The sequence below is a fragment of the Variovorax humicola genome, from assembly GCF_037889915.1.
Taxonomy (GTDB): domain Bacteria; phylum Pseudomonadota; class Gammaproteobacteria; order Burkholderiales; family Burkholderiaceae_C; genus Variovorax; species Variovorax humicola.
This window is the reverse complement of record NZ_JBBKZV010000004.1, coordinates 140,773-159,204: the sequence shown is the minus strand read 5'-3', so window position 1 is coordinate 159,204 and position 18,432 is coordinate 140,773. Positions and strand designations below refer to the sequence as shown.

16 protein-coding genes are annotated in these 18,432 nt (G+C 66.5%); 7 read left to right on the top strand and 9 right to left on the bottom strand.

Annotated elements, in window-relative coordinates:
* The first annotated feature begins 140 nt into the window (after nt 1–140).
* From WKW80_RS09505 to WKW80_RS09495, 3 genes are all read left to right on the top strand, one after another.
* Entirely contained in the window at nt 141–1,100 is a 960-nt protein-coding gene (locus WKW80_RS09505; RefSeq protein ID WP_340363321.1) for a Bug family tripartite tricarboxylate transporter substrate binding protein, read from the top strand.
* A gap of 185 nt (nt 1,101–1,285) precedes the next feature.
* Complete coding sequence (locus tag WKW80_RS09500; protein WP_340363320.1) at nt 1,286–1,822, top strand: tripartite tricarboxylate transporter TctB family protein; 537 nt, start codon at nt 1,286–1,288, stop codon at nt 1,820–1,822.
* Nucleotides 1,823–1,973: 151 nt separating this feature from the next.
* Nucleotides 1,974–3,485 carry a tripartite tricarboxylate transporter permease gene (locus tag WKW80_RS09495; protein ID WP_340363319.1) on the top strand — a complete coding sequence of 504 codons (1,512 nt, stop codon included), beginning with the start codon at nt 1,974–1,976 and terminating at the stop codon, nt 3,483–3,485.
* A gap of 147 nt (nt 3,486–3,632) precedes the next feature.
* Here the strand turns inward: WKW80_RS09495 and WKW80_RS09490 are convergent, their stop codons facing one another.
* From WKW80_RS09490 to WKW80_RS09450, 9 genes are all read right to left on the bottom strand, one after another.
* A complete protein-coding gene (locus WKW80_RS09490) occupies nt 3,633–3,989 on the bottom strand; it encodes a hypothetical protein (protein ID WP_340363318.1) in 357 nt (118 codons plus the stop codon).
* Between the two features lie 15 nt (nt 3,990–4,004).
* Nucleotides 4,005–7,112, bottom strand: a complete 3,108-nt coding sequence (locus tag WKW80_RS09485; RefSeq protein ID WP_340363317.1) for an efflux RND transporter permease subunit — start codon at nt 7,110–7,112, stop codon at nt 4,005–4,007.
* A gap of 12 nt (nt 7,113–7,124) precedes the next feature.
* Complete coding sequence (locus tag WKW80_RS09480; protein WP_340363316.1) at nt 7,125–8,279, bottom strand: efflux RND transporter periplasmic adaptor subunit; 1,155 nt, start codon at nt 8,277–8,279, stop codon at nt 7,125–7,127.
* The gene (locus tag WKW80_RS09475) at nt 8,276–9,847 is read right to left on the bottom strand and encodes an efflux transporter outer membrane subunit (RefSeq protein WP_340363315.1); all 1,572 of its coding nucleotides are present in this window, start codon (nt 9,845–9,847) and stop codon (nt 8,276–8,278) included. Before WKW80_RS09475 ends, WKW80_RS09480 begins: the two co-directional genes overlap by 4 nt.
* The gene (locus WKW80_RS09470; RefSeq protein WP_340363314.1) at nt 9,844–10,575 is read right to left on the bottom strand and encodes a CerR family C-terminal domain-containing protein; all 732 of its coding nucleotides are present in this window, start codon (nt 10,573–10,575) and stop codon (nt 9,844–9,846) included. The genes WKW80_RS09475 and WKW80_RS09470 overlap by 4 nt, the downstream gene beginning before the upstream one ends.
* A gap of 261 nt (nt 10,576–10,836) precedes the next feature.
* Nucleotides 10,837–11,043, bottom strand: coding sequence for a YbdD/YjiX family protein (locus WKW80_RS09465; RefSeq protein WP_340363313.1), 207 nt, complete (start codon nt 11,041–11,043; stop codon nt 10,837–10,839).
* A gap of 7 nt (nt 11,044–11,050) precedes the next feature.
* A complete protein-coding gene (locus tag WKW80_RS09460; RefSeq protein WP_340363312.1) occupies nt 11,051–13,111 on the bottom strand; it encodes a carbon starvation CstA family protein in 2,061 nt (686 codons plus the stop codon).
* Nucleotides 13,112–13,226: 115 nt separating this feature from the next.
* Entirely contained in the window at nt 13,227–13,544 is a 318-nt protein-coding gene (locus WKW80_RS09455; RefSeq protein ID WP_340363311.1) for a type II toxin-antitoxin system PemK/MazF family toxin, read from the bottom strand.
* A gap of 2 nt (nt 13,545–13,546) precedes the next feature.
* Nucleotides 13,547–13,795, bottom strand: coding sequence for an AbrB/MazE/SpoVT family DNA-binding domain-containing protein (locus tag WKW80_RS09450; protein ID WP_340363310.1), 249 nt, complete (start codon nt 13,793–13,795; stop codon nt 13,547–13,549).
* Between the two features lie 73 nt (nt 13,796–13,868).
* Between WKW80_RS09450 and WKW80_RS09445 the strand changes: the two genes are divergently transcribed.
* The 4 genes from WKW80_RS09445 to WKW80_RS09430 all read left to right on the top strand — a co-directional run bounded on the left by WKW80_RS09445 (nt 13,869) and on the right by WKW80_RS09430 (nt 18,373).
* The gene (locus WKW80_RS09445; RefSeq protein ID WP_340363309.1) at nt 13,869–15,401 is read left to right on the top strand and encodes a sigma-54 interaction domain-containing protein; all 1,533 of its coding nucleotides are present in this window, start codon (nt 13,869–13,871) and stop codon (nt 15,399–15,401) included.
* A 189-nt stretch (nt 15,402–15,590) separates the two neighbouring features.
* Nucleotides 15,591–16,781: a substrate-binding domain-containing protein gene (locus WKW80_RS09440; protein WP_340363308.1), complete on the top strand. Its 1,191-nt coding sequence runs from the start codon at nt 15,591–15,593 to the stop codon at nt 16,779–16,781.
* Between the two features lie 111 nt (nt 16,782–16,892).
* Nucleotides 16,893–17,657: an ABC transporter ATP-binding protein gene (locus WKW80_RS09435; protein ID WP_340363307.1), complete on the top strand. Its 765-nt coding sequence runs from the start codon at nt 16,893–16,895 to the stop codon at nt 17,655–17,657.
* On the top strand, nt 17,654–18,373 hold the full coding sequence (locus tag WKW80_RS09430; protein ID WP_340363306.1) for an ABC transporter ATP-binding protein: 720 nt from the start codon (nt 17,654–17,656) through the stop codon (nt 18,371–18,373). Before WKW80_RS09435 ends, WKW80_RS09430 begins: the two co-directional genes overlap by 4 nt.
* Nucleotides 18,374–18,432: the final 59 nt, after the last annotated feature.

Sequence of the window (18,432 nt, the reverse complement as noted above, 5' to 3'; positions counted from 1 at the left end):
TCCAAGGATTGGGCGCGGTCAACTGCCGATTCAAGGTTCAGTGTTTTCCCCAAGTTGCCGGACAGCCAACTGACAGCAAGGCGGCGCATGATACCGAGTCAGCTTCCGGTCAGATCCACAGTCACAGGAGACATCTTCATATGCGCCGCGATACCTTTCTGAAATCCCTGGCCGCCCTGGCCGCCACCGGCGCCTTGCCCATGTCGGCCTGGGCGGGGGCCAACGTCAAGATGATGATCCCTGCCAACCCCGGCGGCGGCTGGGACACCACCGGCCGCGCGCTGGGCAAGGCCTTGTCGGACGGCAAGCTGGCCGACACCGTCACCTACGACAACAAGGGCGGCGCCGCCGGTGCGCTGGGCCTGGCCCAGTTCGTGAACGGCTCCAAGGGCGACCCGAATGCGCTGATGGTGATGGGCTCCGTCATGCTCGGCGGCATCATCACCGGCAAGCCGCCGGTCAAGCTCGAGCAGGCCACGCCGCTGGCGCGCATGACCACCGAATACAACGTGTTCGTGCTGCCGGCCGATTCGCCGCTGAAGTCGATGGCCGACGTGGTCGCGCAACTCAAGAAGGATCCTGGCAGCGTCAAGTGGGGCGGCGGCTCGCGCGGCTCCACCGAACACATCGCCGCGGCCATGATCGCGCAGAAGGTCGGCGCCGATCCGTCAAAGATCAACTACGTCGCGTTCCGTGGCGGCGGCGAGGCCACGGCGGCCATCCTGGGCGGCAATGTCACGGTGGGCGGCAGCGGCTACAGCGAGTTCGCCGAATACATCGCAGCGGGCAAGATGAAGGCGATTGCCGTCACCTCGGCGCAGCGCCTGCCCGGCATCAACGTGCCGACGCTGAAGGAGCAGGGCATCGATGTCGAGATCGGCAACTGGCGCGGCGTGTATGGCGCGCCGGGCATCACGCCGGAGCAGCGCAAGGCGCTGATCGACCTGGTGCTGGCCGCATTGAAGACGCCGTCGTGGGCCGAGTCGCTCAAGAAGAACGACTGGACGCCAGCGGTCATTTCCGGTGACGCATTCGCCAAGTTCGTGGACGATGACTTCGCAAGCCTGCGCGCGATCATGACCAAGTCCGGGATGGTCTAGCGGGGGCAAGGCCGGCTTCGCGGGTGCCCACGAACAGACTCAGGGGGCGATACCAGTGGCCCGGTGAAGCCGGTTCCACGGTATCCCTGGAGTTCGACGACGCCGGTTTCATGCGTCGCGGGTCACGCGATAGCGTGGCGAAAATCTGAAATGGGGCCATCGCGCCCCGAATCCGGAACAGACAAATGACAAATCCAGAAATCGCGGCGTCGCCGCAACCGGCGGCCCTGTGGCCGCAGACCCTTGTCGGGGTCGGTGTGTTCTTGACCGGCCTGGGGCTGGCGGTCGGTGCCATCGACATTTCGTCCGAGGCGGGTTATGGCGGCGTCGGCCCCAACTTCCTGCCGTGGCTGGTATCGATCGTGCTCACGATCTGCGGGGCCTGGATCATCTGGGAAGCGCGCAGCGGCGGCTTTCGTGAACTCGACGAGCCCTCCGGCGACGTGAAAGCCTATTGGCCCGGCTTCGTCTGGGTGTCGGCGGGGCTGCTGCTCAATGCGGCGCTCATCACCACGCTGGGCTTCATCCTGAGTTGCACGCTGGCCTACGTGCTGGCCGTGCAGGGCCTGCGCCGCGCGAACGGTCAACCGGCCGCGAACGAGCCGCGCATGTGGCTCATCGACTGCGTGACGGGCTTGCTGATCGCGGCGCCCGTGTACTGGGCCTTCACCAAGTTCCTGGCCATCAACCTGCCCGGACTCACCAACACCGGCTGGATCTAGAGAATGAAACACCCCCGAAGCGCCTGCGGCGCCTCCCTCTCGAGGGGGCGCTACCAGTGGCCCGGCGAAGCCGGTTCCACGGTATCCCTGGAAATTGACGGCGCTCGTTGCATGCGTCGCGGGTCACACGTCTGCGGAGTGGAAAACTGACATGGACATCTTCAACGCACTCATGCACGGGTTCGCGCTCGCGATCACCCCTGCCAACCTGCTCTGGTGCCTGGTCGGTTGTGCGCTCGGCACGGCCGTGGGCGTGCTGCCCGGCATTGGCCCGGCGGTGGCGGTGGCCATGCTGCTGCCGATCACGGCCAAGGTCGACGTCACGGCATCGATGATCTTCTTCTCGGGGATCTACTACGGCGCCATGTATGGCGGCTCGACCACGTCGATCCTGCTGAACACGCCGGGGGAGACGGCCAGCATGGTCACGGCCATGGAGGGCAACAAGATGGCCAAGAGCGGGCGGGCCGGCGCGGCGCTGGCCACTGCGGCCATCGGCTCGTTCGTGGCGGGCTCCATCGCGACGGTCATCGTCACGTTGTTCGCGCCGTTCGTCGCCGACTTCGCGGTCAAGCTCGGTCCGCCGGAATATTTCCTGCTGATGCTGCTGGCCTTCACCACGGTGAGCGCGGTGCTGGGCAAGAGCACGCTGCGCGGCATGACGGCGCTGTTCGTCGGCCTGGCGGCAGGCTGCGTCGGCCTCGACCAGATATCGGGCCAGGGCCGCTACACCGGCGGCGTTCCCGAACTGCTCGACGGCATCGAGATCGTGCTGGTCGCGGTCGGCCTGTTCGCAGTGGCGGAGGTGCTCTATGCCGTGCTGTATGAAGGCAAGGTCGTCGAAGGGCAGAACAAGCTGAGCCGCGTGCACATGAGCGCGAGCGACTGGAAGCGGTCGATTCCGGCCTGGTTGCGCGGCACCGTCATCGGCACGCCGTTCGGCTGCATCCCCGCGGGCGGCACCGAGATCCCGACCTTCCTGAGCTATGCCACGGAAAAGAAACTCGCCAAGCCGGAAGTCCGCAAAGAGTTCGGCACCACCGGCGCCATCGAAGGCGTGGCCGGGCCCGAAGCCGCCAACAACGCGACGGTCACGGCCGCACTGATTCCGCTGCTGACGCTCGGCATCCCGACCAGCAACACGACGGCCATCCTGCTCGGCGCGTTCCAGAACTACGGCATCCAGCCGGGGCCACAGCTGTTCACCACGTCGGCGGCGCTGGTGTGGGCGCTGATCGCGTCGCTCTACATCGGCAACGTAATGCTGCTGGTACTGAACCTGCCGATGGTGGGCCTCTGGGTCAAGCTGCTGAAGATCCCCAAGCCGCAGCTCTATGCGGGCATCCTGATCTTCGCGACGGTGGGCGCCTACGGCATGCGCCAGAGCTCGTTCGACCTGTTCCTGCTCTACGGCATCGGCATACTGGGCGTGATCATGCGGCGCTTCGACTTCCCGACCGCGCCTGTGGTGGTCGGCATGATCCTGGGGCCGCTGGCCGAGGCGCAACTGCGCAACGCCATGTCGATCGGCGAGGGCAGTGCGGTGGTGTTCTTCCAGCGGCCGATGTCGATCGCGCTGATCGTCATCGTGCTGGGCGTGCTGATCCTGCCGCGCCTGGCCAAGCGCATGAGCGAGCGCAAGGCGCGCGCCCTGGCGGCTTGAACGAGCGCAAGGCGCGCGCCCTGGCGGCCTGAACGAGCGCAAGGCGCGCGCCCTGGCGGCCTGAACGAGCGCAAGGCGCGCGCCCTGGCGGCCTGAACGAGCGCAAGGCGCGCGCCCTGGCGGCCTGAACGAGCCTGGACGCCGCGTTCAGTGCCCAGCCGGCGGCACGATCACCGCGCGACCATCCCTGGACGTGTAGGTGGAGTCGGAGTCGGCTCCGCTCCTTGCCGTGCCGTTGGGCCCGATAACGGTGGAGCGCGAGTCGGGGATGGTGTCGGGCGAGCCTGTCGGCTGCCCGCCGCGTGCACGCGCCAGCGCGATCCCCGCGTCGCGAATGCAGGCGTTGCGCTGCGGCCGTGGCAGGTTCGCGCTGTTGCACCGCGCGATCGTCTGGTCGTAGCGCTGCTGGGCGGCGTCGTAAGGCTGCGCGCTTGCGGTCGACGCGGCGGCCGCAAGCAGGGCCAGGGCCAGGGCAAGCGGAATGCGGCTGCGTGCGTGCTTCATGAATGAACCTCTGCGTCAGCCCGGTGACGGTTTCAGGTCGTCATCGATGTGCGGGTCCACCGGTTGCCCGCGCACCTTGCGTACGGTTCGCCTGATCCAGTGTTCGATGTCGTCGATATAGGTAAAGACCGCTGGCACTACCAGCAGGCTCAGCACGGTGGAGGTGATCAGCCCGCCGATCACGGCCACGGCCATCGGCGAGCGGAAGCTCGAATCCGCCGAGCCCAGGCCGATCGCGATCGGCAGCATGCCGGCGCCCATGGCGATGGTGGTCATGATGATCGGCCGCGCGCGCTTGTGGCAGGCATCGCGCAGCGCGTCCCAGCGGCTCATGTGGTGTTCGCGGCGTGCGACGATCGCGTATTCCACCAGCAGGATGGAGTTCTTCGTGGCCACGCCCATCAGCATGATGAGCCCGATCAGCGAGGGCATGGACAACGCCTTCTGCCCGATCAGCAGGCCGACGAAGGCGCCGCCCAATGCCAGCGGCAGCGCGCACAGGATGGTGACCGGATGCAGGAAGTCCTTGAACAGCAGCACCAGCACGATGTAGATGCACAGCACGCCGGTCAGCATCGCCAGGCCGAAGCTGTTGAACAACTCGGTCATCACCTCCGCATCGCCCACTTCCGCGACGCGCACGCCGGGCGGCAGGTTGGTGATGGAGGGCAGTTTCATGACCGCATCCTTGGCATCGCCCAGGCCCACGCCCGACAGTTCGATCTCGAAGTTGACGTTGCGCGAGCGGTCGTAGCGGTCGATCACGGCAGGGCCGCCTTCGACCGTGAGCTTGGCCACCTGGCCGAGCATGACCGGGCCGCGCGCGCTCGGCACGCTCAGGCGTTCCAGCAAGGGAAGGTCGGCACGTGCGGAGTCCTCGAGCTTGACCACGATCGGCACTTGCCGCTGCGCGAGGTTGAGCTTGGGCAGCGACACGTCGTAGTCGCCCAGCGTGGCCACGCGCAAGGTCTCGGCGATTGCGCTGCTGGTTACGCCGAGGTCGGCGGCGCGCGCGAAGTCGGGGCGCACGGCGATCTCGGGACGGATCAGGCTCGCGGTCGATGTGATGTTGCCGAGGCCGGGAACGGTGCGCAGGTCGCGCTCCACCGCGCGGGCCGCGGTGGTCAGCGCATTGGGGTCGTCGCCTGACAGCGCGAGGATGTATTTCTCGCCCGAGCCGCCCAGGCCGACGGTGCTGCGCACGCCCGGCAAGCTTTCGAGCGCCGCGCGGATCTGGTTCTCGATGACTTGCTTGCGCGGCCGGTCGCCGCGCGCGTCGAGCTGGATCGTGAGCGTGGCCTTGCGCGTCTCCGGCGTGCCGAAGTTCGCGAACGGGTCGCCGCCCGCGCTGCCGCCGGCCACGGTGGTGTAGACGCTGCGCACGTGCTGGACTTCCATCACGCGGCGTCGTGCCTCTTCCGCCGTCGCCGTGGTCTGTGCCAGCGTGGCCCCAGGCGCGAGCGAGATGTAGACCTGCGTCTGCGAGTTGTCGTCGGGCGGGATGAAGCCGGTCTTGAGCAGCGGAATCATCGCCAGCGAACCGAAGAAGAACAACGTGGCCAGCACCATCGTCTTGAAGCGGTTGGTCATGCACCAGCCGACCGTGCGCATGTACAGCTTGAGCCAGCCGGCTTCCTTCTCCTGTGTGACGATGGGCTTGAGGATGTAGGCGGCCATCATCGGCGTGAGCACGCGTGCGACCACCAGCGAGGCGAACACCGCGAGCGATGCCGTCCAGCCGAACTGCTTGAAGAATTTGCCCGCCACGCCGCTCATGAACGCGGTCGGCAGGAACACCGCGATCAGCGTGAAGGTGGTCGCGATCACGGCCAGCCCGATTTCATCGGCGGCCTCCATCGCTGCTGCGAACGGCGTCTTGCCCATGCGCAAATGGCGCACGATGTTCTCGACCTCGACGATGGCATCGTCCACCAGGATCCCGACCACCAGCGACAGCGCCAGCAGCGAAACCACGTTGATCGAAAAGCCCAGCAGGTGCATGCCGATGAACGCAGGGATGACTGACATCGGCAAGGCAATGGCCGACACGAAGGTCGCACGCCAGTCGCGCAGGAACAGCCACACCACGAGCACCGCCAGGATGGCGCCTTCGTAGAGCAGGTGTAGCGAGCCTTCGTACTCCTCCTCGACCGGCTTGACGAAGTTGAATGCCTCGGTGAGCTGGATGTCGGGGTGCTGCGCGCGCATTTCGCCGAGCGCGTGCTGGATTGCGGCGCCGACCTCGACTTCGCTGGAACCGCGGCTGCGCGCCACCTCGAAGCCGACCACGGGCTTGCCGTCGAGCAACGCGGCGGCGCGCGGCTCCGCGATGGTGTCGCTCACGCGAGCCACCTGGTCGAGCCGGATGCGGCGGCCATCCGACAACGCGATCTGCAGGTCGGCCAGTTCGCCGGCCGACTTGACCGTGGCCAGCGTGCGCACCGGTTGCTCGCTGCCGCCGAGGTCCGTGCGACCGCCGGCGCTCTCGGTCTGCACCTGCCGCAACTGGCGCGAGATGTCGGCCGCGCTGGCGCCCAGCGCCTGAAGCTTGGCCGGGTCGAGGTCCACATGCACCTCGCGCGTGACGCCGCCAACGCGGTTGACCGCGCCGACGCCGGGCAGCGCCAGCAGCTTCTTCGTGACGTCGTTGTCGACGAACCAGCTCAGCGCCGCGGGGTCGAGCTTGCTCGACGAGATCGTGAAGGCGAGCACCGGCTGCGCCGCGAAGTCGAGCTTGGTGACGACCGGGTCGCGCACGTCCGCGGGCAGGTCGGAGCGCACCTTCTGCACGGCCGAACGAACGTCGTCGACAGCCTCCTGCACCGGCTTCTCAAGACGGAACTCGACGATCAGCGTCGCCGCGCCGTCCTGCACCTTGGTCGTGATGTGCTTCAGGCCCTGGATGGTGGCGATCGCGTTCTCGAGCTTGCGCGCAACATCCGTCTCCAGTTGCGAGGGCGCGGCGCCGGGCAACGCGGCCGACACCGTGACAGTCGGCAAGTCGATGTCGGGAAAGTTCTGCACCTTCATCGCATTGAAGGACAGGAAACCGCCGAAGGTGAGCAGCACGAACAGCATCACCGCCGGAATCGGGTTGCGGATGGACCATGCGGAGACGTTCATTCGAAGTGCCCCTTACTTGGCCGTGGCGGCATCGACGACGCGCACCAGGTCGCCGTCGTTGAGGAAACCGGCGCCTTGCACCACCACTTGCGCGTCGGCCGGCAGCTTCGTCGTGATCTCGACGCGGTCGCCCACGCGGCGGCCGGTTTCGATCTTGAGCTGGCTCACGCGGTTGTCGGGCTGCAACAGCAACAGGTAGTTGAAGCCGTCACGCGGAACGATCGACGCCTGCGGCACGGTCAGCGCGTTGCTGCGGCCGAGCTTGAAGTCGCCGCGCGCGAACATGCCGGCCTTGATGGCGCTGTTCTCCTGCAGGTTGGGCATGTCGACGTACACCAGCGCCGCGCGCGTCTGCGGGTCGACCATCGGCGACACGGCGCGCACCTTGCCTTGCACCTGCGCGCCGCTGGCGCTCGTCACGGTGGCCGGCGTGCCGACCGGGACACGGCCCAATTCGGCCGACGTGACTTCGGCGCGCCATTCGAGTCGGCCTTGCCGGATCAGCTTGAACAGCTCCGTGCCCGCGGCGACCACGCTGCCGACGGTGGCCGTGCGTGCGGAGATCACGCCGTCGTCGGGCGCGAGCACTTGTGTGTTGCGGCCGCGCACCTGCTGCGCGGCGAGCACGGCTTCGGCCGCTTCGACGCGCGCCTTCGCGGTCTGCTCGGCCGTGACGTACTGATTGATCTGCTGCTGGCTCATCGCGCCGGTCTTCTCGAGCGTGCGCGCACGCGCCGCGGTGCCAGCCGCGTCGGCGGCCGTGGCGCGGGCTTCGGCGAGCGAGGCCCTGGCCTGCGCCACGTCGGCGTTGATCGTCTCGGGCGCGAAGGTGGCGAGCACCTGGCCGCGCTTGACCGTGTCGCCGACGTTCACCCGCACTTCGGCGAGGCGCAAGCCGTTCGATTCGGAGCCGACGCTGGCCTCCTGCCACGGCATGACGTTGCCGTTGGCCGCGAGCGTGTCGGCCAGTTCGGTGGACTCCGGCTTTGCGACCGTGACCGTGAGCGTCGGCCGTGCCGGCGCGGCACCCGGCTTTGCGCTGGTGGTCGAATTGGCGGCGCCGGCCGCGGCAGGTTGCTCGGGCTTGCGCATCATGAAGATGGCCGCGGCCACGATGAGCAGCAGCATCACGGAGGCGACGATGAGGGTTGGGCGTTTGATGATCATTGCGACTTTGCGGGTGTCGTTTCTTGTTGGCTGATGACGGTGGCACCGTCGGGCCGGACCCATCCGCCGCCCATGGCACGGTACAGCGCCACCCAGGCGTCGCTGCGTTCCTGTTGCAGTTGCACGCGCGCGGTGAGCGCGTTGATCAACAGGCGGCGCGAGGTCTCGAGATCGAGCAGGTTGGCCAGGCCGCTCACGTAGCGCGCCTGCATCGCGTCCAGTGAGGCCTGATAGTTCTGCACCGCGACGTCGGCGTCGTCGGCGCGGCGCGCGGTGCTGTCGAGGTTGAGCAGCGCCGTCTCGACTTCGCGCACTGCTTGCCGCACATTGCCGCGATAGACCGATGCCGCTTCGTCATAGCGCGAAGTCGCGGCGTCGACGTTGGCCTTGAGTGCGCCGCCATCGAAGATCGGCACGGTGAGCGAAAGGGGGCCGACGCTCCACGTGTCGAGCGCCTCGGTGAAGCCCTGGGTGCGAAGCTGCAGCCGCCCGACGGAGCCGGTGAGCGACAGCCGCGGATAGCGTGCGCTCTGCGCCTCGCCGACGGCGGCGCTGGCAGCGGCCACGTCGAGTTCGGCCGAATACAGGTCGGGTCGTTGCGCCAGCGCTTCGGCCGGCACGCTGGCAATCGCGTGGATTCTCGGCAGTGCGCGGTCGGCTGGGGTCGCGGCCATTTTTTGATCGAGCACGTTGGCATCGAGGCCGGTGAGGGCCACCAGTCCGGCGCGCACCACGGCGCACTGCGAGCGCTGCAGGGTCAGGCGATTCGTTGCGTCGGCGGCGCTGGCGCGCGCCAATGCCGCATCGGCCGGCGCCGTGAAGCCGGCGCGCATCGAGAGTTCGGTCAGGCGTGCTGTTTCGCCGCGCGACGTCGCGTCGTTCTCGGCCACCGTGACGAGTTGCTCGCAGGCGCGTTCGTTGAAGTAGAGGTTGGCCGTGTCGGCCGCGATGGACACGCGCGCCTGGTGCCACCGGGCATCGGCACCCGCGAGGCGCAGGGTGCTGGCGTCACGCCCCGCGCGCAGCTTGCCGAACAGGTCGATTTCCCAACTGGCCTGCAAGCCGGCCTGCATCGTGGTGGCGATGAGCGTGGCGGTCGATGCGCTGGCTGTGGTCGTCGAGCCGCCGAAGCCGCTGGCGCCAGCGAATTGCGAGTTGCCGCGAGAGGCCGACGCCGTGCCTGCAAGGTTCGGCAACAGCGCCGCGCCGGCCGCGATGCTATTGGCACGCGCCTCGCTGACGCGTGCCGCGGCGCTCGCCAACGTCGGGCTCGCGTTTTCAGCCGCGTCGATCAGCTCGACCAGCAAGGGATCCTCGAGCTGCCGCCACCATTCGGTCAGCACGCGCACCGAGCCGTCATGGGGCAGGGCGGCGGATCCGGCCGGCGTCGGTGCTGGCACCGGCACCGGTGTCGACGCGGGTGTGGGCGGCAGCGGCGCATGCCATTGCGCTGGCATGGGCGCGCTGACTTCCCGCGGTGGCCGCGTCAGGCTGCAGGCGCTCAGCGCAAGCACCGCAAGAAGCAGGCAGGCGGCGGGACCGATCCGCCTCAAACTGCGAATGCTCATAGGATCTTGTCGCTTTTCTTGCGGGCCGCTTGTGCCCGCTGGGGTCTGGAGGAGGGCGTTTCGCTGCGGCGCCGTGCCTCCGACGCGACCAGCGCCAATGCGTACTGGACGAGGCGTTCGGCCCATGTGTCGATATGCGATGGCGAGCGCAGGAGTGGTGGCCGAATTTCGCCGATGACGTCCTGCATCACGAAAAGCTGGATGGCCAGGCCGGTGACCGAGAACGCAAGGCGATGCATGTCGTCGTCGGCCTCTGATTCGGGTACGCCGAGATGCCGGCGCAGCAGCGCCACCATCGCGTCATGTGGCGCCTTGAGGTCGCGGTCGAGTTCCATCTTCCACTGGCTGGTTGGCTCGATCAGCTCGCGCATGTGCAGGCGCATGCACTGGCGCGCGGTTTCGCTGTCCTTGAGCGGCGCAACGTAGCTGGACATGAAGATGCGCAGCGCTTCTTCGAGCGACAGCCCGGCTGCGGTGAAGTGCGCGATGAGCTCGCGCGAATCGCCGCCCATCGGCTCGGTGAAGGTGGCCGCATAGAGTCCGGCCTTGTCGCCGAAGTAGTAGCTGATGGCGGCGATGTTGGCACCCGCCGCCTGTGCAATCTCGCGCGTGGAGGTCTTGGCGAAGCCCTTTTCGGCGAAGAGCGCGAGGGCGGCGTGCAGGATGCGCGCCCGGGCTTCGACGCCATCGGATCGCGTGGGTTGGGGTGGCGGGACGTAGGCAGCCATAAGTTCCGCCATTGGAACATATAAATCAATCGATTGATTGACTTGCCCCGGCATGCCGAATGGCTTTAGCCGTCGGGGAAGGGTTCCAGCTCCTCTGGCGACGGAATGCTCATTTCAGTTTTCCACCACGTCATCGCGTGACCCGCGACGCATGAAACCGGCGCTGTCAAATGCCAGGGATACCGCGGAACCGGCTTTGCCGGGCCGCTGGTATCGCCCCCTTGAGGGGGAGGCGCCGCAGGCGCATCGGGGGTGTTTCCGTCAGCAGCAGCGTCCCGCGCCACCGCCGTAGCGCGCCTGTTGCCGCTCCCGGAAGAATGCCTCGTAGCTCATCGGCTCCTGCTCGGGATGCGTCGTCCTCATGTGGCTCACGTAGGTGTCGTAGTCCGGCACGCCGACCATCAGCCGCAGCGTCTGCGTCAGCGTGCGGGCCAGGTAGCGGCCGGCTTCGGGAAGCGAGGTGTTCATTGCACGATCACCCCGTCGACGTGGCCGGCTCGAACGGCGTCTCGCGCGTGGTCGGCCGGTTCGCGGCGCGTGCCGCCAGCGAGGTCTTCACGCTGTAGAACAGCACGCTCAGCACGACGAAGATGAACACGCCGCACAGCGCAGCGTCGAGGCGGTCGTTGAAGACGATGCGCGCCATGGCCTCGGGCGTCTTGGCCGGCGCGAGCAGCGTGCCTTGCGCCAGCGCGTCGGCGTACTTGGAGGCATGCGACAGGAACCCGACCTTGACATCGTCCGAGAAGATCTTCTGCCAGCCGGCCGTCAGCGTGCACACCAGCAGCCAGGCCGCGGGCGCCATCGCCACCCAGGCATAGCGCTCGCGCTTCATGCGGAACAGCACGACGGTGCCAAGCATCAGCGCCACCGCGGCCAGCATCTGGTTGGAGATGCCGAACAGTGGCCACAAGGTGTTGATGCCGCCGAGCGGATCGACCACGCCCTGGTAGAGGAAGTAGCCCCAGGCCGCGACCGTCAGCGCCGTGGCGACCAGGTTGGCCGGCAATGAATCGGTGCGGGCCAGTGCCGGCACGAAGCTGCCGAGCAGGTCCTGCAGCATGAAGCGACCGGCACGCGTGCCTGCGTCGACTGCGGTGAGGATGAACAGCGCCTCGAACAGGATCGCGAAGTGGTACCAGAACGCCATCATCCCGGGTCCGCCGACCGCTTGCTGGAGGATGTGCGCCATGCCGACCGCCAAGGTAGGCGCCCCGCCGGCGCGGCCGAGGATGGTGGTTTCGCCGACGTCCTTGGCCGTTTGCAGCAGCATGTCCGGTGTCACGGAAAAGCCCCAGCCCGAGATGGCTTGTGCAACCGCTTCAGGCGTCGAGCCCACCAGCGCGGCCGGGCTGTTCATCGCAAAGTAGACGCCGGGCTCGATGACCGAAGCAGCCACCAGCGCCATCACTGCCACGAACGATTCGGCGAGCATGCCGCCGTAGCCGATCACGCGCATGTGGCTCTCGTTGTCGATCATCTTGGGCGTGGTGCCCGACGAGATCAGCGCATGGAAGCCCGACACCGCGCCGCAGGCGATGGTGATGAAGAGGAACGGGAACAGGCTGCCCGACCAGACCGGCCCGTTGCCTTGCGCGAACTGCGTGAGCGCGGGCATCTGCAGCGTCGGCGCAACGAAGACGATGCCGATCGCCAGCGCGACGATGGTGCCGATCTTCAGGAAGGTCGACAGGTAGTCGCGCGGCGCCAGCAGCAGCCACACCGGCAGCGTGGCTGCGATGAAGCCGTAGCCGATCAGCATCCACGTCAGCATCTTGCCGTCGAAGGTGAAGAGCGGCGCCCAGTATTCGCTGTGGCTCACGGCCTGCCCGCCGAAGATGGCGAGCATCAGCAGCACGAAGCCGATCACCGAGATCTCGCCGATCTTGCCGGGCCGGATGTAGCGCAGGTAGATGCCCATGAAGATCGCAACAGGGATCGTCGCCGCTACCGTGAAGGTGCCCCACGGCGATTCGGCCAGCGCCTTGACCACGATCAGCGCCAGCACCGCCAGGATGATGATCATGATCATGAAGGTGCCGAACAGCGCGATCATCCCCGGCACCGTTCCCATCTCGGTCTTGACCAGGTCGCCGAGCGAACGGCCGTCGCGGCGAGTGGAGACGAAGAGAATGATGAAGTCCTGCACCGCGCCGGCAAACACCACGCCGGCCAGGATCCACAGCAGCCCCGGCAGGTAACCCATCTGCGCGGCGAGCACCGGGCCGACCAGCGGGCCGGCGCCGGCGATGGCTGCGAAGTGGTGGCCGAAGAGGACCTTCTGGTCCGTCGGCACGTAGTCCAGCCCGTCGTTGTGACGATGCGCGGGCGTCTTGCGCTTCGGGTCCACGCCCAGCACCGCGTTGGCGATGAACAGGCTGTAGTAGCGGAAAGCGATGAGGTAGACGCAGATCGCCGCGACGACGATCCAGAGTGCGTTGATGGCCTCGCCGCGCGAGAGGGCCACAGTGCCGAGCGCGAAGGCCCCGAGCACGGCGATGACGAGCCAAGGAAGATGCCGACCGATGTTATGCATGTTTGTCTCCCGGTGAAGAGCCGTCCATGCTTTCTGAATTCGGCTTGGGCGTCAACCGGGGCTGTGTTACCGACTGCTGCGCCGAAGGGCAGGCTTGCCGCCGGGCTGCGCGACTTCAGGGTGCAAACATGGCCTGCAATGTCTGGAGCGTGCTCGCGAGAGTCTGTTGACGCAATGCCCCCATGCGTTTGACAAGTCGTGGCCTGTCCAGCGTGCGAATCTGGTCAAGGACGATCAGGCCACTCTTTCCCTGGAACGTCAGCGACACGCGAAACGCAGCGGGGCGCGACCCGGTAGTCATTGGCGCAACGATCACCGTGGGAAGGTGGATGTTCATCTCCTCGGGCGAAATCACGACGCAGGGCCGTGTCTTTTGAATTTCGCTGCCGACCGTTGGATCGAGTTGGGCCAGCCAGATCTCTCCCGCCTTCATGGTTACCAGACCAATTCGTCGTCACCGGCGTTGGGCATCTCTGGCCAGACCAGGGCATCGTCGCCTTGTGCGACGAGACGGCGCGCGTCCTCGGCCCATCCCTCACGGGGATTGCGATGTATCGGGCGAATCTCGATCACGCCATCGCGCACCTGCAGATCGGCTCTTCCTTCGAGACCCAATTGAGCAAGGATCGGCTTGGGAATCAGCACGCCCTGCGAATTTCCCATTTTTCGGATTGCGACTTCCACAGGTCCTCCTCATCGATATGTAAGCACAATGGTAGCACGGAGGTCGGAAGGATTTCACGCTACGATCCGCGCCATGCCGTCCCCTGCCACGCCCACGCTCCCCCTCGACGCCAATGCCATCCACGCGCTCGCGGCGCGTTCGATGTTCCATCTGTTCTCCAGCATCAGCCAGGGCATGTTCCTGGTCGACCGCAGCGGACGCATCGTGTGGGTCAACGAAGGCTACAAGCGCTTCCTGCCGGCGCTCGGGTTTTCGTCGATCGACCAGTTCATGGGGCAGATGGTCGAGGACGTCATTCCCAATACGCAAATGCGGCAGGTGCTGGAAACGGGCAAGCCGATCCTTATCGACCTGCTGACCAACAAGGCCGGCACCTTCGTGGTCAGCCGCATTCCGCTGCACGAGGAGCGCGAAGGCGACGAGGGCTATGTGCTCGGCGACGTGATCGGCGCCATCGGCATCGTGCTGTTCGACCATCCCGAGACGACGCTGCAGCCGCTCATCAGCAAGTTCGCGATGCTGCAGCGCGACCTGGACGATGCGCGGCGCGAGCTGGCCACGCAGCGGGCCAACCCGCTGCTGAAGCAGCCAGCGGACGGCCAGCGCCGCGCCAAGTACACCTTTGCCAGTTTCATCGGCAGCAGCCCCGCGGCGGTGGATGTGAAACGGCATGCGCGGCGCGCGGCGCAGTCGTCGAGTCCGGTGCTGCTGCTCGGCGAGACCGGCACTGGCAAGGAACTGCTGGCGCATGCGATCCACACCGCATCGGCGCGGTCCAACGGGCCGTTCGTCAGTCTCAACATCGCAGCCATTCCCGACACGTTGCTGGAGGCCGAGTTCTTCGGTTTCGCGCCGGGCGCCTTTACGGGCGCCGACCGTCGCGGGCGCGACGGCAAATTCAAGCTGGCCGACGGCGGCACGCTGTTCCTCGACGAGATCGGCGATATGCCGATGAGCCTGCAGGCCAAGCTTCTGCGCGCGCTGCAGGAGGGCGAGATCGAGCCGCTCGGTTCCAACAGGCTCGTCGCTTTCGATGCGCGCGTGATCGCGGCGACCTCGCGCGACCTGGCGGGGTTGGTGCGCGACGGGCGGTTCCGTGAAGACCTCTACTACCGTCTCAACGTGCTGCCCTTGCGCGTGCCGCCATTGCGGGAGCGGCGTAGCGACATCCCGGCACTGGTAGAAGCGTTGGGCGAAGACATGGCGCAGCGCAGCGGCGAAGCCCCGCCCGAGCTGATGCCCGACGCGCTCGCCTTGCTGGCCGCCCAGCACTGGCGCGGCAACACGCGCGAATTGCGCAACGTGCTCGAGCAACTCAGCATGCGCAGCGACAAGCAGCGCATCGATGCGGAAGAGGTCAAGCGCGTGCTGGCCGAGACCGGGCTCGAGAAGATCGCCGCGCCCGAACCGATGGCGCCAGCGGAGACGGGCGCAGACGCCGTCGCGCTCTTGCGCCCGTTGGCGCAGCAGATCGAGGAACTGGAGCGTCGGGCAATCGATGCCGCCATGGCGTCGACCGGAGGCAACAAGCTCGCCGCTTCTCGTCTGCTGGGCATCTCGCGCGCCACCCTGTACAGCCGGTTGAGCAGCGACGATCCGCAGTGAAGCGTGCCGATGCGTGGCGCTGGAAAACCCTGATCGTCAATCAGACAGTTGTCTGAAAATTGGTCGAAATAGTTGTCTGTGACGTAGCCGATTCCCGTGATTCACAGAGAAAACCCCATGTAATCAAGCATCTCCCACCTGGCATGAACTGTGCAATATTCAGCCATTCCAACCAGGAGACTTTGATCCATGAATCGTCGCAGCCTCGTCGCGATCGCCGCGCTCAGCGCCCTTGCAGCTTCCGCCCCGGCACTCGCCCAATCGGGCAAGGACATCCGCATCGCACACATCTACAGCAACACCGGGCCGCTGGAGGCTTACGGCAAGCAGACCGCGATCGGCTTCAACCTGGGCCTGGAGTACGCGACCGAGGGCACGATGATGGTCAATGGCCGCAAGCTCGTCGTGCTGGAGAAGGACGACCAGGGCAAGCCCGACGTCGCCAAGTCGCTGCTCTCGGCGGCCTACAGCGACGACAAGGCCGATCTCGCCGTCGGCACATCGTCGTCCGGCGCCGCGCTGGCGATGCTGCCGGTGGCAGAGGAGTACAAGAAGCTGCTCGTGGTCGAGCCCGCCGTGGCCGACTCCATCACCGGCGACAAGTGGAACAAGTACATCTTCCGCACCGCGCGCAACAGCTCGCAGGACGCGATCAGCAACGCGGTCGCGCAAGACAAGGACGGCACGTCGATCGTGCTGCTGGCGCAGGACAACGCCTTCGGCCGCGACGGCATGACCGCGTTCAAGGAGTCGCTCAAGAAGGCCAAGGTGGTGGGCGAGGAATACCTCCCGCCGGCCACCACCGATTTCACCGCCGCCGCGCAGCGCATCCTCGACAAGTTCAAGGGCCAGTCCGGCCGCAAGGTGGTCTACATCGTCTGGGCCGGCGCGGCCAATCCGTTCAAGGTGTCGGACCTGGGCCTGAAGAGCGGCGGCATCGAGATCGCGGGCGGCGGCAACATCCTGCCGGCGCTGGTCAACTACAAGCCGTTCCCGGGCATGGAAGGCTCGATCTACTACTACTTCGGCATCCCGAAGAATCCGGTCAACGAGTGGCTCGTGTCCAACCACTACAAGAAATACAAGGCACCGCCGGACTTCTTCACCGCGGGCGGCTTCGCGGCAGCGACGGCCATCGTCACTGCGCTCAAGAAGACCGGTGGCGACACCAGCACCAACAAGCTCATCTCGACCATGGAAGGCATGAGCTTCGAGACGCCCAAGGGCAAGATGACCTTCCGCAAGGAAGACCACCAGGCCATGCAGTCGATGTACCACTTCAAGATCAAGGTCGATCCGGCGTTCGCGTGGGGCGTGCCGGAGTTGGTGCATGAGATCAAGCCTGAGGAAATGAACATCCCCATCCGCAACAAGCGTTGATGCCTTTCCCTCTCCCCGCTGGGGAGAGGGCAGGGTGAGTGGCTGCCTCCGCCTGACGCACGCACCCCAACCCTCTCCCCAACAAGGGGAGAGGGAGCCAGAAAACTCCCGATGCTCGAAACCAAAGACCTGACCATTCGCTTCGGCGGCCATGTGGCCGTCAATGCCGTCTCGTGCGCCTTCGCACCCGGCACGCTGACCGCGATCGTCGGCCCGAACGGCGCGGGCAAGACCACGTACTTCAACCTGATCTCGGGCCAGCTCAAGGCCAGCGCGGGCACGGTGTCGCTCGACGGCAAATCGCTGTCGGGCATGTCCCCGTCGGCGCGCACGCACGCGGGACTGGGACGGGCGTTCCAGCTCACCAACCTGTTTCCCAACCTCACGGTGCTCGAGAACGTGCGCCTGGCCGTGCAGGCCACGCAGGAGGGCGCGCACAAGCGCGGGCTCAATCTCTGGAGCATCTGGAGCGACCACAAGGCACTGACCGCGCGTGCCGACGAATTGCTCGCGCAGATCAACCTGAAGGCCAGGGAACACGCGACCGTCGCAAGCCTGCCGCACGGCGACCAGCGCAAGCTCGAAGTCGCCTTGCTGATGGCGCTCGAACCCAAGGTCTTCATGTTCGACGAACCCACGGCCGGCATGAACGCGGCCGAGGCGCCAGTCATCCTCGACCTGATCCGCCAACTGAAAAAAGACAAGACCAAGACCATCCTGCTCGTGGAACACAAGATGGACGTGGTGCGAGAACTGGCCGACCGCATCATCGTGCTGCACAACGGCACGCTGGTAGCCGACGGCGAGCCGGCCGAGGTGATTGCCTCGCCGGTGGTGCAAGAGGCCTATCTGGGCATTTCGAAGGAGGCTGCATGAACCTGCTCGAACTGAGCGGCGTGCACACGCACATCGGTGCGTATCACATCCTGCACGGGGTTGACCTGGCGATTCCGAAGGGCCAGCTCACGATGCTGCTCGGCCGCAACGGTGCCGGCAAGACGACCACGCTGCGAACCATCATGGGGCTGTGGCACGCGTCGCAGGGCAGCGTGCGCTTCGGCGGCAAGGACATCACCGCGATGCAGACGCCGCAGATCGCCGCGCTGAACATCGCCTACGTGCCCGAGAACATGGGCATCTTTTCCGACCTCACGGTGAAAGAGAACATGCTGCTTGCCGCGCGCTCGGCGAAGAACGCCGCGCAGATGGACGACACGCGGCTGAAGTGGATCTTCAAGCTCTTCCCCGCGGTCGAGAAGTTCTGGAATCACCCGGCCGGCAAGCTGTCGGGCGGGCAGAAGCAGATGCTCGCCGTGTCGCGCGCGATCGTCGAGCCGCGCGAGCTGCTCATCGTCGACGAGCCGAGCAAGGGGCTCGCGCCGGCGATCATCAACAACATGATCGATGCGTTCGGCGAGCTCAAGCGCAGCGGCGTGACGATCCTGCTGGTGGAGCAGAACATCAACTTCGCGCAGCGCCTTGGCGACACGGTGGCCGTGATGGACAACGGCCGCGTCGTGCACAGCGGGAGCATGGCGACGTTCTCGGCCGATGCGGAATTACAGCAATCGCTGCTCGGACTGGCGCTATGAGCGCAGTGCCGGGCCGCCCCAAGCAAGCTCGCACCCCCGCGGGGGGCAGCGCGGCACAT